At 69.5% G+C, this 13,048-nt stretch carries 14 protein-coding genes; 11 read left to right on the forward strand and 3 right to left on the reverse strand.

Annotated elements, in window-relative coordinates:
* Nucleotides 1-35 precede the first annotated feature (35 nt).
* The 3 genes from CUT39_RS18545 to CUT39_RS18555 all read left to right on the forward strand — a co-directional run bounded on the left by CUT39_RS18545 (nucleotide 36) and on the right by CUT39_RS18555 (nucleotide 4,064).
* Nucleotides 36-851, forward strand: coding sequence for a hypothetical protein (locus CUT39_RS18545; protein ID WP_100448922.1), 816 nt, complete (start codon nucleotides 36-38; stop codon nucleotides 849-851).
* A gap of 102 nt (nucleotides 852-953) precedes the next feature.
* Complete coding sequence (locus CUT39_RS18550; RefSeq protein WP_100448923.1) at nucleotides 954-2,474, forward strand: family 43 glycosylhydrolase; 1,521 nt, start codon at nucleotides 954-956, stop codon at nucleotides 2,472-2,474.
* A gap of 108 nt (nucleotides 2,475-2,582) precedes the next feature.
* Nucleotides 2,583-4,064 (forward strand): family 43 glycosylhydrolase, encoded by a 1,482-nt coding sequence (locus CUT39_RS18555; RefSeq protein WP_100448924.1) that lies wholly within the window; start codon nucleotides 2,583-2,585, stop codon nucleotides 4,062-4,064.
* A gap of 59 nt (nucleotides 4,065-4,123) precedes the next feature.
* Here the strand turns inward: CUT39_RS18555 and CUT39_RS18560 are convergent, their stop codons facing one another.
* Nucleotides 4,124-4,846: a winged helix-turn-helix transcriptional regulator gene (locus CUT39_RS18560; protein ID WP_232805819.1), complete on the reverse strand. Its 723-nt coding sequence runs from the start codon at nucleotides 4,844-4,846 to the stop codon at nucleotides 4,124-4,126.
* 252 nt (nucleotides 4,847-5,098) lie between these two features.
* On the opposite strand from CUT39_RS18560, the gene CUT39_RS20565 reads away from it, so the two are divergent.
* The 5 genes from CUT39_RS20565 to CUT39_RS18580 all read left to right on the forward strand — a co-directional run bounded on the left by CUT39_RS20565 (nucleotide 5,099) and on the right by CUT39_RS18580 (nucleotide 9,361).
* Nucleotides 5,099-6,256 (forward strand): hypothetical protein, encoded by a 1,158-nt coding sequence (locus CUT39_RS20565; RefSeq protein ID WP_157930824.1) that lies wholly within the window; start codon nucleotides 5,099-5,101, stop codon nucleotides 6,254-6,256.
* Nucleotides 6,257-6,270: 14 nt separating this feature from the next.
* The gene (locus tag CUT39_RS20570; protein ID WP_157930825.1) at nucleotides 6,271-7,008 is read left to right on the forward strand and encodes an LmeA family phospholipid-binding protein; all 738 of its coding nucleotides are present in this window, start codon (nucleotides 6,271-6,273) and stop codon (nucleotides 7,006-7,008) included.
* A 350-nt stretch (nucleotides 7,009-7,358) separates the two neighbouring features.
* Nucleotides 7,359-8,210: a sulfurtransferase gene (locus CUT39_RS18570; RefSeq protein WP_100448926.1), complete on the forward strand. Its 852-nt coding sequence runs from the start codon at nucleotides 7,359-7,361 to the stop codon at nucleotides 8,208-8,210.
* Nucleotides 8,211-8,239: 29 nt separating this feature from the next.
* Nucleotides 8,240-8,554, forward strand: a complete 315-nt coding sequence (locus tag CUT39_RS18575) for a DUF1416 domain-containing protein (RefSeq protein ID WP_100448927.1) — start codon at nucleotides 8,240-8,242, stop codon at nucleotides 8,552-8,554.
* Nucleotides 8,555-8,677: 123 nt separating this feature from the next.
* Nucleotides 8,678-9,361 carry a hypothetical protein gene (locus tag CUT39_RS18580; protein ID WP_100448928.1) on the forward strand — a complete coding sequence of 228 codons (684 nt, stop codon included), beginning with the start codon at nucleotides 8,678-8,680 and terminating at the stop codon, nucleotides 9,359-9,361.
* Here the strand turns inward: CUT39_RS18580 and CUT39_RS18585 are convergent, their stop codons facing one another.
* On the reverse strand, nucleotides 9,362-10,504 hold the full coding sequence (locus CUT39_RS18585) for an NADH-quinone oxidoreductase subunit D (protein WP_198587266.1): 1,143 nt from the start codon (nucleotides 10,502-10,504) through the stop codon (nucleotides 9,362-9,364).
* A gap of 100 nt (nucleotides 10,505-10,604) precedes the next feature.
* Between CUT39_RS18585 and CUT39_RS18590 the strand changes: the two genes are divergently transcribed.
* On the forward strand, nucleotides 10,605-11,060 hold the full coding sequence (locus tag CUT39_RS18590; RefSeq protein ID WP_100448930.1) for a DUF1707 SHOCT-like domain-containing protein: 456 nt from the start codon (nucleotides 10,605-10,607) through the stop codon (nucleotides 11,058-11,060).
* Between the two features lie 183 nt (nucleotides 11,061-11,243).
* Here CUT39_RS18590 and CUT39_RS18595 read toward each other — a convergent pair whose 3' ends face one another.
* Entirely contained in the window at nucleotides 11,244-11,558 is a 315-nt protein-coding gene (locus CUT39_RS18595) for a hypothetical protein (protein ID WP_100448931.1), read from the reverse strand.
* Between the two features lie 306 nt (nucleotides 11,559-11,864).
* On the opposite strand from CUT39_RS18595, the gene CUT39_RS18600 reads away from it, so the two are divergent.
* Nucleotides 11,865-12,722, forward strand: a complete 858-nt coding sequence (locus tag CUT39_RS18600; RefSeq protein ID WP_157930827.1) for a Scr1 family TA system antitoxin-like transcriptional regulator — start codon at nucleotides 11,865-11,867, stop codon at nucleotides 12,720-12,722.
* On the forward strand, nucleotides 12,697-12,945 hold the full coding sequence (locus CUT39_RS18605) for a DUF397 domain-containing protein (protein ID WP_100448933.1): 249 nt from the start codon (nucleotides 12,697-12,699) through the stop codon (nucleotides 12,943-12,945). The genes CUT39_RS18600 and CUT39_RS18605 overlap by 26 nt, the downstream gene beginning before the upstream one ends.
* Nucleotides 12,946-13,048 lie beyond the last annotated feature (103 nt).

A 13,048-nucleotide genomic window follows, 5' to 3' on the forward strand; every position in this document is an offset into this window, starting at 1 on the left:
TTGCGGCGGGCGCCTTTTCGCTTTAGGTTTGCGGCGTGAGCGCACCCTCCCAGACGTCGGCGACCGGCGATCGCGGGCTCGGACCGGCGCCGCGCCGACGGCGGTCGTTCGCCAAGGACCGGCTGCCGGTACTGCTCGGCGTGCTCGCCGGCCTCCTCGTCGTCGGTTTCGTGGTGTGGATGACCGTCCGGGGCCAGCAGCTCGCCGCCCAGATGGAGGATCGGGCCGGGGCGGACCTGCTCCCGTTCGAGCAGACCGCCGCCTTCGGCATGGGCGAGGCGCGGTTCCTGCTCGAGCCGGACGCCGAGGCCACCGAGTCGTTCAGCGCCGACGAGGTCGGCGCCGCCCTGGAGCGGGTGCTGTGGGTCAACCAGCAGGGCCGCAACTCCTTCACCCTGGGCCGGACCGGCCTGGACGAGCTGCTGGCGCTCTACGCCGACGACCAGCGCGCCGAGGTCGAGGCCGCGATGGGCACGGTCGAGGCGCTCGACTACGCGACGGTGCTCGAGGACGATCTGGGCACCGGGATCAGGGCCGAGGCGGTGGAGTTCTCCTACGAGGAGGTCGAGGCCGGCGGGGCGCCGGTGCTGGAGGTCCACACGACGATCTTCTGGGCCTACGGCTTCGCCGGCGACCGCGACGACGACCCGATGGAGCACACGGTCTTCCTGGAGCATTCGGCGGACTGGCGGATCGACGCCGCCGACGTCGAGGCCGGGGTGTGGCAGGTAGGCTCGGAGCTCACCATGGCCAATCCGGACTGCGCGGCGGCGCGGCGCGGCATCGTCGCGGCGCTGCCGTACGAGCGGTGGGAGGACGGGGAGTTCGGTGCCGGTGACTGCCGGGGCTGAGCCGGGCGGGTCTCCAGGCCGGGGGGCATTGACCGACGGCCGTGTTATCGATAATATCGAGTGATCTCGATTTTATCGATCAAGTGACTCAGGAGTCTTCCCATGAGACGAAAACGAGCCGCACTGCTCGCCGGGCTCGCTGCCACGGTGATCGCGGCCGCCGGACTGGCGTTCCTCAACCCGGCATCGAGCAACGCCGCCGTCGCCCCCGGGACCTGGTACACGGTCACCAGCGACCATTCGGGGCTGGCCTGGGACATCAGCGGCCAGTCCACCCAACCGGGCGCCGAGCTCGTCCAGCAGAACGCCAGCGGAGCCGAGAGCCAGCAGTTCCGGTTCCTCGACGCCGGCGACGGCTACTACGCGATCCAGGTCCGCCACTCCGAGATGGTGCTGGACGTGTGGGAGTGGAACGCCGACAACGGCGCCACGATCGCCCAGTACGACGACGTGGGCGGGACCAACCAGCAGTGGTCGGTGACCGAGCACGACGACGGCACCCACTCCTTCATCAACCGCTTCTCCGAGAAGGCCCTCGACCTCTGGGACTGGTCGACCACCCCCGGCGACCGCATCTCCCAGTACGACAGCACCGGCTCGGCCGTCCAGCGGTGGCATCTCGAGCCGGCCGGCCAGGGCCCCACGGACCCTGAGCCGACCGACCCCGAGCCGACCGACCCCGGTCCCGGCGACCCCGGTCCCGGCGACTGCGAGGCCTCCCCGTCGCAGCCTGCGGGACTGGGCGGCGACCTGGGCACGCACGACCCGGCCCTGTGGGCCGGCTGCGCCGGCGAGGACTGGTACGTCTTCGCCACCGGCGACGGCCGCATCGGCGACGGGAACATCCCGGTCCGCCGCTCCACCGACGAGGGCCGGTCGTGGCAGTCGATCGGCACGATCTGGAACACCAAGCCCGCCTGGATCTCCCAGGAGATCCCCGGTGTGGACAACCTGTGGGCGCCCGAGATCCACTACGACGCCTCGCAGGACAGGTACTACCTGTACTACTCGGCCTCGACCTTCGGGGCCCAGCGGTCGCTGATCGGGCTGGCCACCAACGACTCGCTCGGCGCCTCGGGCTGGGTCGACGAGGGCATCGTGTTCCAGTCGTACGAGGGCGACCCCTACAACGCCATCGACCCGAACATCATCGTCGACGGCTCCGGCACGCACTGGATGGTGTACGGATCCTGGTGGGAAGGCATCCACATCCTCGAGCTGGACTGGCCCTCGGGCAAGCCCGCGGACGGTGCGCAGCCGATCCGCCTGGCCACCAAGGGCGGCGGCATCGAAGGGGCCTCGATGACCCGGCACGGCGACTACTACTACCTGTTCGTCTCGCTGGGCCAGTGCTGCGAGGGCGCCGACTCCACCTACCAGATCGCGGTGGGCCGCTCCGCCTCCCCGACCGGACCGTTCCTCGACGCGAACGGGGTCGACATGCGCGACGGCGGCGGCACGGTCGTCCTCGGCTCCCACGGGAACTACGTCGCCACCGGAGGCCAATCCATCCACAGAGGCCTCATGGCGTACCACTCGTACCACCAGAACGGGAGCTTCAGCCTCGGCATCGAGCAGATCGAGTGGAGCGCCTCCGGCTGGCCGGTGCTCAACGGCGGTTGAGGACCTGAAACTGGGCCTCGACGCCGACCGACCTTCCTCCCTTCGGGACGCCCCGACGCCTCCGGGGCGTCCCACCCCGATAGTTCATCAACCCCGTAGGAGACCCTCATGAGAATCCGATTCAAACGGGCCCGCCTGCTCATCGCGGGCCTGCTCGCGGCGGCCGTGGCCGGTGCCGGCCTGGTCGCCGCCTCCACCGCGCCCGCGCAGGCGGCCGTCCAGACCGGCCAGTGGTACGTCATCACCAGCGCCCACTCCGGGCTCGCCCTCGACTTCCAGAACGACTCGCAGGACACCGGCGCCGGGCTCGTCCAGTGGGACCGCCTCGACGACCAGAGCCAGCAGTTCCGCTTCGTCGACTCCGGCGACGGCTACTACCGCATCGAGGCCCGCCACTCGGGGCTGGTCCTGGACGTGTTCGAGTGGAACGCCGACAACGGCGCCGACATCGTGCAGTGGACCGATGTCGACGGCACCAACCAGCAGTGGTCGGTGACCGAGCACGACGACGGCACCCACTCCTTCATCAACCGCTTCTCCGAGAAGGCCCTCGACCTCTGGGACTGGTCGACCACCCCCGGCGACCGCATCTCCCAGTACGACTACACCGGCGCGGACGTGCAGAAGTGGCACCTGAACCCGGTCGACGGCGGCGGGTCCGACGAGGACACGCTCACCAATCCGATCCGCAGCAACGGCGCCGACCCGTGGCTGGAGTACTGGGACGGCTACTACTACATGTCCACCACCACCTGGGACTCGACGGTCATCATGCGCCGCGCGGCCACTCTGGAGGGACTCAAGACCGCCTCGGACACGGTCGTCTGGGACGACGCCGACGTGCCCGACCGCTGCTGCAGCCACTGGGCGCCGGAGTTCCACCGGATCGACGGCACCTGGTACCTGATGTACACCTCGGGCTTCTCCCAGACCGACCTCGACGGCCAGAAACTCCACGTGCTGCGCTCGACCGGCGACACCCCGATGGGACCCTATGAGTTCATGGGCACTCCGCTGCCGAACCAGTGGAACATCGACGGCTCGTACCTCGAGGTGAACGGGCAGTTGTACCTGCTGTGGAGCGAATGGATCGGGTCCGACCAGACCGTCCGCATCGCGGCGATGTCCAATCCGTGGACGGTGACCGGCTCGCACGCGACCATCTCGAGCCCCACGCACGACTGGGAGGTGCAGGGCTCCCGCGTGAACGAGGCCGCGGCCGTGCTCCAGCACGGCGGTCGGACCTTCGTGACCTACTCGGCCTCCTCGTGCGACACCCCCGACTACAAGCTGGGGCTGCTCGAGCTGACCGGCTCGGACCCGCTGTCGGCATCGTCGTGGACCAAGACCCCGACGCCGGTGTTCCAATCGGCCAACGGCGTCTACGGCACGGCCCACAACGGCTTCTTCACCTCGCCCGACGGCAGTGAGCACTGGCTGGTCTACCACGGCAACCCGTCCCCGAGCGACGGCTGCGGCTCGACCCGCGAGACCTACGTCCAGCCGTTCACGTTCGGCCCCGACGGCACCCCGGACTTCGGGGAGCCGGTCGGCCGAGGCGTGGAGATCCCGGCCCCGTCCGGGGAATGATCCTGTGAACGGAGGGCCGCGGTCCTATCGGATCGCGGCCCTTTCGCGTCCGCGGCGGCTCAGACGTCGACCTTCTGGGGCTTCGGGTCGCTCTCGCGGAGCTTGTCGGGCGGCGGGGCCACGAACTTGTAGCCGACCTGGCGGACCGTGCCGATCATCGACTCGTGCTCGCTGCCGAGCTTGGCGCGCAGGCGGCGGATGTGGACGTCAACGGTGCGGGTGCCGCCGAAGTAGTCGTAGCCCCACACCTCGCGCAGCAACTGCTCGCGGGTGAACACGCGCCCCGGGTGCTGCGCCAGGTAGCGCAGCAGCTCGAACTCCTTGTAGGTGAGGTCGAGCGGCTGGCCCTTGAGCTTGGCGGCGTACGTGTCGGGGTCGACGGTGAGATCGCCGGCGCGGATCACCGCCGGACCGGCCGCGGCGGCGGCGCTGGGCTTGCCGGTGGCCAGGCGCAGCCGGGCCTCGATCTCGGCGGGCCCCGAACTCGCCAGGAGGAAGTCGTCGACGCCCCAGTCGGCCTGGAGCGCCGCCAGTCCGGCCTCGGTGACGATGCCGAACAGCGGCACGGTCAGCCCGGTGGCCTGCAGGACTCGGCAGGTGGCCCGAGCGTCCGCCAGATCGCTGCGGGCGTCGACCAGCACCGCATCCGGGCTGGGACCGCTCAGCAGCGCCCGAACGTCGCGTCCGGCGTAGCGGGCACGGTGGGGCAGCAGCTCGAGCGAGGGCAGGATCGATTCAGGGGACTCCGGAACCGGGTTCGAGGTGAGGATCAGGATTTCCACGGTGGTCCTCCGCTGTTCTTGAGCACGCTCGGCCGACGAATCCCGACGTCGGCGGCGGGCGGCATGACAGACGGTAGGTGGAGTCTCGGATAAGTGTAAACGGCACTCGGCCAAAAGGCCAGTTTCACCCACCGGAAACCTCACCATGCAACGAAACCGTTGTGCGGGTCCGGCGGCGCGCCGCGGCCGACACCGCCACGTACGGGTACGAAGGTGAGCGTCGCTTGGGAGCCTTGCCGTAGGCTGTCCATCGTGTCGTACAGGCGACCCGATGAGAGCTGGGGCTACGAACCGCGCGACGTATTCCCCCGCCGTGACGGGCACGAACGGGGAGGACCGCGGTCCGCAGGCGGGGACGCCCCTTGGGCCGGGCGGCGGCCCGGCGGGCCCGAATGGCGCGACGAGCCCTCCGCCGAGCGGCCCGCCGGAGGCGGGCACCGCCGCGAACCCGAGGACGCCGACGCCGCCCCAGGCACCGGTGCGTCCCGGCTCCCCGCCGGACTGCGCCGCCTGCTGCCCTCCTTCCCCGCCCGGCGGGTCGGCGGGACCGACGGGGCCGAGGCGCCCGGAGCGGCCGAAGACCACACCATGCCCCCGCCGAGCCCGCGGTGGCACTACCGGCTGCCGCCGCTGGCGGCCACCGTCGTCATCGCCGCCGGACTCGTCCTCGGAGCGCAGCTCGAGCGACCCGTCTACGCCGCCGGCATCGGCGTCCTGCAACTGGCCATGCTCGCCACCGTCACCTGGACCCGCCGCATCACCGGGGCCTGGGTGCCGCTGGCGACCGGCGCCGTCCTGGCCGCGGCGGCCGACTGGGCGGCGATCTCCTGGACGCCGGTGTCCCTGCTGCCGATCACGGTCCTGCTCGCGGCCGCCTTTCCGGCTGCGGTGTTCGCCCAGCTCTTCCGGCGCGACCACGCCGGGGTCATCGAGAACCTCGGCTTCACGATGCTGGTGTGCATCGCCGTCGCCGGCTACACCTCCTATATAGCGCTCTCGCGCCTGGGCGCGGCCCCGCCCGCCATGTACTCAGCGGTCGTCGCCGCCGGGACCGGCATCCTCGCCGCGCGCGCCGTCGACCTGGTCATGCCCGACCCCCGCATCAACCGCCAGGTCACCCGCGGCGCCTTCGGCATCGTCATCGGCACCATGTGCGGGACGGCCTCGGCCGCGTACGCCGGCATGGTCATCGAGGGCCCCGAACCCCGCAACGCCGCCGTCGGCGGCCTGCTGGTCGCCCTCACCGCGGTCCTGGTCGACCTGGCCTGCGCCTACCTCTCGGCCGCCCGCCGCATCGACGGCGACGGCACCGCCCCCCAGCCCGTGATCGACGTATCGGGGCCGGTCCTCGCGTTCGCCCTGTCCGGCCCGGTCGTGTATCTGTTGAGTGCCTACTACATCATCGACTAACTGGAGACCACCCCGTGGGCAAGTTCCTCCGCGTTCTCCGCATCATCGTCATCGTCCTGGTCATCGTCGTCGGCCTGGCCGCCCTCGGCGATCGGGTCGCGAACGCGGTCGCCGAACGCGCCGTAGCCGACCGGGTGGCCGACACCGCCGCCTCGTACGGCGCCCACTCCCAGCAGGGCCCCGACGTGACCATCCACGGCTGGCCCTTCGCCACCCAGGCATGGAACGGCGAGTTCGGCCAAATCGACATCGAGCTGCGCGAGGTCGGCGCCGAGGGCCTGCGCTTCCCCGAGCTCGACCTGATCGCCCACGATGTGGACGCCGACTGGCGCGAATTCCTCGACGGCAACCGGCAGGTCACCGCCGCGACCGTCGACGCCGAAGGCACGATCGCGCTCGACTCCCTCTCCAGCCTGGTCGACGACTTCGTCGACTTCGACATGACCGTCGCCGACGGCGGCGAAGTGCGGATCGAGGCCACCGCCGAGGCCGCCGGCCAGGAGATCAGCGTCTCCGGCTCCGGCCAGATCGCGCTCGTCGACGGGGCCCTGGAGATCGTCACCGGCGCCTTCGAACTGGTCGAGGGGGCCCTGCCCCCGGGCGGCCAGGAGCTGCTCGAGCAGTACCGCTCGCAACTCAACACCAGGCTCGACCTGCCCGATCTGCCCTACGGCATCGAGCTGACCGAGATCGAGTTCACCGAGAACACGATGCGGGTCACCGGCTCGGCCGACGACGTCGTCCTCGCCTGACGCGCCCGGCCCGGGCCGTACCGCATGGCGAGAGGGGTGTGGTCACAGGCCGGGATGTCTGCTAGCGTTCAGCCCATGCGCAAGCCGATGCTCACCAAGCGGCGCGCGATCGACTTCTGCAGGATCGCGACCACGCTCTGTCGAATGTCCTAGGCGGCTAGCCTGCGGGCAGCCGCCATGCGGCCCAGCGTGCGCAAATCTCCAAGAGCAAGGCTCCATACTCCCAGGCACCGATCCGGCCTGGATTCTCCCTGCTCGACCAGCTCCACTCCCGCACGAGGGGCCACGCTGTCGAACCCGGTAAGCAGACCGAATTCAGTCATACCCACTTACTCAGGAGAGAACCCAACATGGCTCGTGAAGACGTGCTGGTCACCGCCGACTGGGCGGAAGAAAACCTCGACACCCCCGGCGTGGTGTTCGTGGAGGTCGACGAAGACACCTCCGCCTACGACTCCGGCCACATCAAGGGTGCGATCAAGCTCGACTGGAAGGAAGACCTCCAGGACCCGATCCGCCGCGACTTCGTCAACCAGGAGCAGTTCTCGCAGCTCCTCGGCGAGCGCGGCATCTCCAACGACGACACCGTCGTCCTCTACGGCGGCAACAACAACTGGTTCGCCGCCTACGCCTACTGGTACTTCAAGCTGTACGGCCACCAGAACGTGAAGCTGCTCGACGGCGGCCGCAAGAAGTGGGAGCTCGACGCCCGCGAACTGGTCACCGACAAGCCGAAGCGGGAGGCCACCGCCTACGTCGCCAAGCCGCAGGACGACTCCATCCGCGCCCTGCGCGACGAGGTCGTTGCCGCGATCGACGCCAAGAACCTCATCGACGTCCGCTCGCCCGACGAGTACGCCGGGCGCCTGCTCGCCCCGGCGCACCTGCCCCAGGAGCAGAGCCAGCGCGGCGGCCACATTCCCACCGCGCTGAGCGTGCCGTGGAGCAAGGCCGCCAACGAGGACGGCACCTTCAAGTCCAACGAGGAGCTGCGCGAGATCTACGTGCAGGAGGCGGGGCTCGACGAGTCCAAGCCGACCATCGCGTACTGCCGCATCGGCGAGCGCTCGAGCCACACCTGGTTCGCGCTGCGCGAGCTCCTCGGCTACGAGGACGTGAAGAACTACGACGGCTCGTGGACCGAGTACGGCTCGCTGGTGGGCGTGCCGATCGCGCTCGGCGACGAGCCCGGCACCAAGTAGCCCGGCGACGGTAGAGGAAGGAATTTCCCATGGCTGCAGACGGTTGCGGAGCACCGGCCCAGGACACCGCCCTGCCGGCGTCGGTTGACATCGAGAAGGAGACCGTGCTGACCGGAACGGTGGTGAACGAGGAGGGCGAGTCCGTGCAGGGCGCGTACGTGCGCCTGCTGGACGGCTCCGGCGAGTTCACCGCCGAGGTGGTGACCGGCGAGAACGGCCAGTTCCGGTTCTTCGCCGCTCCGGGCGCGTGGACGCTGCGGGCGCTCTCGCGCTTCGGCGACGCCACCGGCGAGGTCGAGGCCTCGCTGGGCCTCAACGAGACCAAGCTTTCGGTGAGCCGCTGAGACCGACCGGGTAGTTCAGCTCACCCAGTCCGGAAGGGGCGGGCCGCGTAGGCGGCCCGCCCCTTTGCCGTCGCCGCGGCCGCGAACCGGTCGGCGGCCCGAGAATCGATGGGGGAGACTGGGGTGGTGTTCTCGAACCTGTCCCCCGCCTGGCGCCGAAGGTTGCGGGCCATCGTCGTCGCCTGGGCGGTGCTGCTGGTGGCGGCGGCGTTCTTCGCGTCGGGGGCGACCGTGCGGGAGCAGGCCGACGCCGCCGAGGGGCGGACGGCGGCCGACGCGGCCGTCGGGGTGGCGGCCTCGGCGCTCGCCGGGAGCGCGTTCCCGTTCTCGGTCGGACCGGCGGCGGCGACCGCCTGCGACCTGACGCCGGTGCGGGGCGGGGTGAACTTCCAGCGGCACTTCGAGGTGGCCACCGACGAGCCGGAGGCGGCCTTCGAGCAGGCAAGCGCGGCGCTGGCCGGGCACTTCGGGGTCGACCGGCCGGGGCGGTCGGGTCATTGGCGGTTCACCGGCGGGGACTTCCTCACGGTGAGTCTGCACGTCGACCGGGAAGGGGCCTCGCCCGGCCTGCGCGGCTCGGTCTCGACCGGCTGCCGGCCCGAGGGGGCCGCCGTCGGTTCGGTGACTCCGGCGGAGCGGCCGGACTGGGTCGCGCTCGCGGAGTCCCGTCCGGGGCGGGACGTGGCCGGGGCCCGGATCAGGGGCTACGGGCGGGTCGAGTGCGCCCGCGGCGGCGCGGTCGAGACGTGGTGGTGGGACGTGGGCGGCGACGAGCTGCTCGCCTCGACCGAGGACCGCTGCGATTGACTACTTGTCGATGTCGCCGACGACGAAGAACATCGAGCCGAGGATGGCGATCATGTCCGGGATGAGGCAGCCGGTCATGAGCCTGGTCAGGGCCTGCACGTTCGAGTACGACGCGGAGCGCAGCTTCAGCCGGTACGGGGTCTTGTCGCCCTGGCTGACCAGGTAGTACCCGTTGACGCCGAGGGGGTTCTCGGTCCACACGTAGGTGGCGCCGGCCTTCGGCTTGAAGATCTTGGGGAGCCTGACGTTGACCGGCCCGTCGATGGCGGCGGCCCGGTCCAGGCAGGTCCGGGCGAGGCCGATCGAGGTTTGCACCTGGTCGAGCAGGCACATGAACCGCGCGTAGCAGTCGCCGCCTTCGTGCAGCACCACCGGCACGTCCAGTTCGCCGTAGGCGAGGTAGGGTTCGTCGCGCCGCAGGTCGAAGTCGAGGCCGGAGCCGCGCGCGACCGGCCCGGAGACGCCGTAGGCGGCGGCGGTGTCCTTGTCGAGCACGCCGACGCCCTTGGTGCGGGCGGCGAAGATCTCGTTGTGGCGCACCATCTTGTCCATGCGCTTCATGCCGTGCTCGACGTCGTCGAGCGCGGTGCGGGCGCGGTCCTCCCAGCCGCTCGGCACGTCCTGCTTGAGGCCGCCGACGCAGTTGTACATGTAGTGGATGCGTCCGCCGCTGGCCTCTTCGAACACCGCTTGGAGGACTTCCCGTTCGGTGAAGGCGTAGAACATGGGGGTGATCGCGCCGATCTCGAGCGGGTAGGAGCCGAGGAACATCAGGTGGTTGAGCACCCGGTTCATCTCCGCGAGCGCCATGCGCAGCCACACCGCCCGTTCGGGCACCTCGATTTCGGCGAGCCGTTCGGCGGCGAGGGCGACGCCGAGTTCGGAGGAGAAGGCCGACAGCCAGTCGTGCCGGTTGGCCAGGAGCATGATCTGCCGATAGTCGCGGACTTCGTAGAGCTTCTCGGCGCCCCGGTGCATGTAGCCGATGATCGGTTCGCATTCGGTGACGCGCTCGCCGTCGAGCCGTAGCCGCAGCCGCAGCACGCCGTGGGTGGAGGGGTGCTGGGGACCGATGTTGAGGACCATGTCGGTGGTCTCGGTGCCTGATCCGACACCGACGACGAGTTCCTCTTCAGCACTCATGGTCTTCATGGTCGCAGTTCGGGGGCCGGTAGGGAAGGCCCGTGCCGCATGTTGCCCTGGCCTGGCATCCTGGTATTGACCAGAAGTTGGAGGTGGCCAGATGGACCGCGATCGGATGCGCGCCTCGGAGTCCGACCGGCAGCTCGTGCTCGACCGGTTGCGGCAGGCGGTGGAGGACGGGCGGCTCGATGTGGCCGAGTACCAGCAGCGCATCGACGCGGCGATGAACGCCAAGGTCTATTCGGAGCTGGACGTGCTGCTGTCCGACCTGCAGCGGCTGGCCCCTCCCGGGTATCAGGACGCACAGCCGGCGCAGCCGACAATGCCGATACCCGCGGGAGTGTCGCAGGCGGATGAGCTGTCGGGCGAGGAACCTGCTCGCGGACGAGGCGGCGGCAGTACCAGGTGGCGGGCCTTCGCCGTGGCGTCGGCGATCGCGGTCGCGGGCGGCACGGTCGTGATCGTGGTGTGGCCGCAGCTCCTGCTCTACATCGCCATCGCGGCGCTGGTGGTGCTGGTCCTGTTCGTCCTGGCGGCGCTGCTGGGCCTGTTCTGATCGGACACACGAGAAGGGACCGCACCGGACATCCCCACCAAGATGCCCGACGCGGCCCCTCCGCCTCCCTCGGCCCAGGCTCTCTGCGGGGACCCGCCGAGGGAAGAAGGTCGGGTGCGGCCTCCCGGCGGGAGGCACGGGGACTGCGAACAACGACTGCCAGGAGCCGCACCCGAGTCTGTGTCAGCCCGTCATCTGTTCCCGCCATCGGCGGTAGAGATCGATGACGTTCCGCCGCAAGGTCTGGCGGTGTTCGGGGGTCGGCAATCGCCAGCGCTGGGCCTCGGCGAGATACAGATTGGGGCCGTCGGTCTCGATCCCGGCGACCACGCCGAGGTATTGGGCCAGCTCTCCCGGGGCGATGCGCAGGCAGATCACCGACCCCCAGTCCGGATCGAAGAGGCAGCGGACACGGACGTCGCCGACGACGGTGAGGCCGACCTCGATGTCCTCGGGCGCCGGTGATGTCCGGTCGGGTCGCACGCTCGGATAGTGCACCGCTTACCTCCAATTGGGAGCCTGTCGGGTATCCGATGGAGTGGCGCCCGGGAGCCGCGAGTGGATCGGGAGGTCGCAGACTCCCGGGCCGTATCCCCACCGTCGCGGGTCCCTGGAGCGCCCGCGATGGGTCCCAACCTACGGCGCGGCAAGGGACCTGACCAGGGGTTTTCCTTGCCGTGTTTGGCGTGGCTCGGATGCGGTGACGCGGTCGGCGTCATTGTTCTCGAGCCATTGTTTCCGCGTGACTCGTTTGAACAGATGATCACCGTTCGACAACCGAGTGTCATCATGAGGAGCCGAACGGTGCAAGTCGAGGCACAGGAGGCACCCACCATGCCGGAGTCCCAACTCGCCAAGTGGTTTCCGGGTCGCGTCGTGAAGACCCGGCGGGACGCGCGGAAGATCACCCAAGCCGAGGTCGGAGCGTTCCTGGGACGCGACTACCAGACGGTCGGCAAATGGGAGCACGGCAAGAAGTGTCCCGACGTCGGCCAGGTCTACGCGCTCGCCGAGTTCCTGGACATCCCGAAGGAACTGCGGGACTACATGGTCGAGATCGCACGGAACGAGGCGCGCCAGAACTTCCAGGCCGACCGCCGATTCAACGCTCTGTGCCTGCACATGGGCGAGCGCTACATGGGCGGGATATTCAAGTACGAGCCGTACTTCATTCCGGGTATCGCTCAAAGCAGGCCGTACCACTACAACATCTTCCGGCTGGCATGGGACGTCCCGGAGGCGGCACTCGATAGAGGCTGGCCGTTCAAGCGCCAGCGACAGCGCGACCTGTGCAATCGATCCGACGACCCTACGGTGCGAATCCTCATCGGCGAGCAAGCGCTGCGTCACCTGCGGTATCTCAGCGAAGAGGACAGGGTGGGGCAGATCGATCGCCTGCTCGAGCTCGACGCGCTTCCGAACTGGGAAATCAAGGTGGTCGTAGGCCCCCACCCCGAGGGCGGAGGCGCCTTCGAGATCTACCGATCGGACGGCGCTGAGAATGGCGGCCCCACGTTCGTTTATACGGAGGTCTGGGACGACAGTTGGTGCATCGAGGAGGCCCCTCGCATCGCACGTTACGATGAGTTGTGGAAGGTTCTCTGGCAGAAGTCGATCGCGCTGAAGGAGTATCTCGATGACCGACCTGACGGCCTGGCGTAAGAGCAGCCGCAGCGGCCCCGACAACAACTCCAGTTGCGTCGAGCTCCGGCGGGCCTGGCGTAAGAGCAGCCACAGCGGAGGCGACAACAACTCCAACTGCGTCGAGCTGTCTCCCTGCGCCGACTCGGGCTTCCACGTGCGTGACTCCAAACTCGGTGAAGGTTCGCCCGTCTTCGACCTCGACTCCACCGACTTCGCCGCCCTCCTCCGCGCCGCCGGCTAGCATCCGGCACGGCGGAGCGGGAGCGTTTCCGGGTGCGGGCATGACGGAGGGCTCGAACCCTCTCTTGGAGTTCGAGCTGAGCGCTCTGTGCTCACCCCCGCCG

Source organism: Glycomyces xiaoerkulensis (assembly GCF_002798405.1).
Classification (GTDB): Bacteria; Actinomycetota; Actinomycetes; order Mycobacteriales; family Micromonosporaceae; genus Glycomyces; species Glycomyces xiaoerkulensis.

Excerpts from the sequence above, each read along its gene's own strand:
- CUT39_RS18555 (WP_100448924.1), top strand. The coding sequence starts at position 2,583 with ATGAGAATCCGATTCAAACGGGCCCGCCTGCTCATCGCGGGCCTGCTC.
- CUT39_RS18570 (WP_100448926.1), top strand. The coding sequence starts at position 7,359 with ATGGCTCGTGAAGACGTGCTGGTCACCGCCGACTGGGCGGAAGAAAAC.
- CUT39_RS18585 (WP_198587266.1), bottom strand. The coding sequence starts at position 10,504 with ATGAGTGCTGAAGAGGAACTCGTCGTCGGTGTCGGATCAGGCACCGAG.
- CUT39_RS18590 (WP_100448930.1), top strand. The coding sequence starts at position 10,605 with ATGGACCGCGATCGGATGCGCGCCTCGGAGTCCGACCGGCAGCTCGTG.
- CUT39_RS18575 (WP_100448927.1), top strand. The coding sequence starts at position 8,240 with ATGGCTGCAGACGGTTGCGGAGCACCGGCCCAGGACACCGCCCTGCCG.
- CUT39_RS18605 (WP_100448933.1), top strand. The coding sequence starts at position 12,697 with ATGACCGACCTGACGGCCTGGCGTAAGAGCAGCCGCAGCGGCCCCGAC.
- CUT39_RS18550 (WP_100448923.1), top strand. The coding sequence starts at position 954 with ATGAGACGAAAACGAGCCGCACTGCTCGCCGGGCTCGCTGCCACGGTG.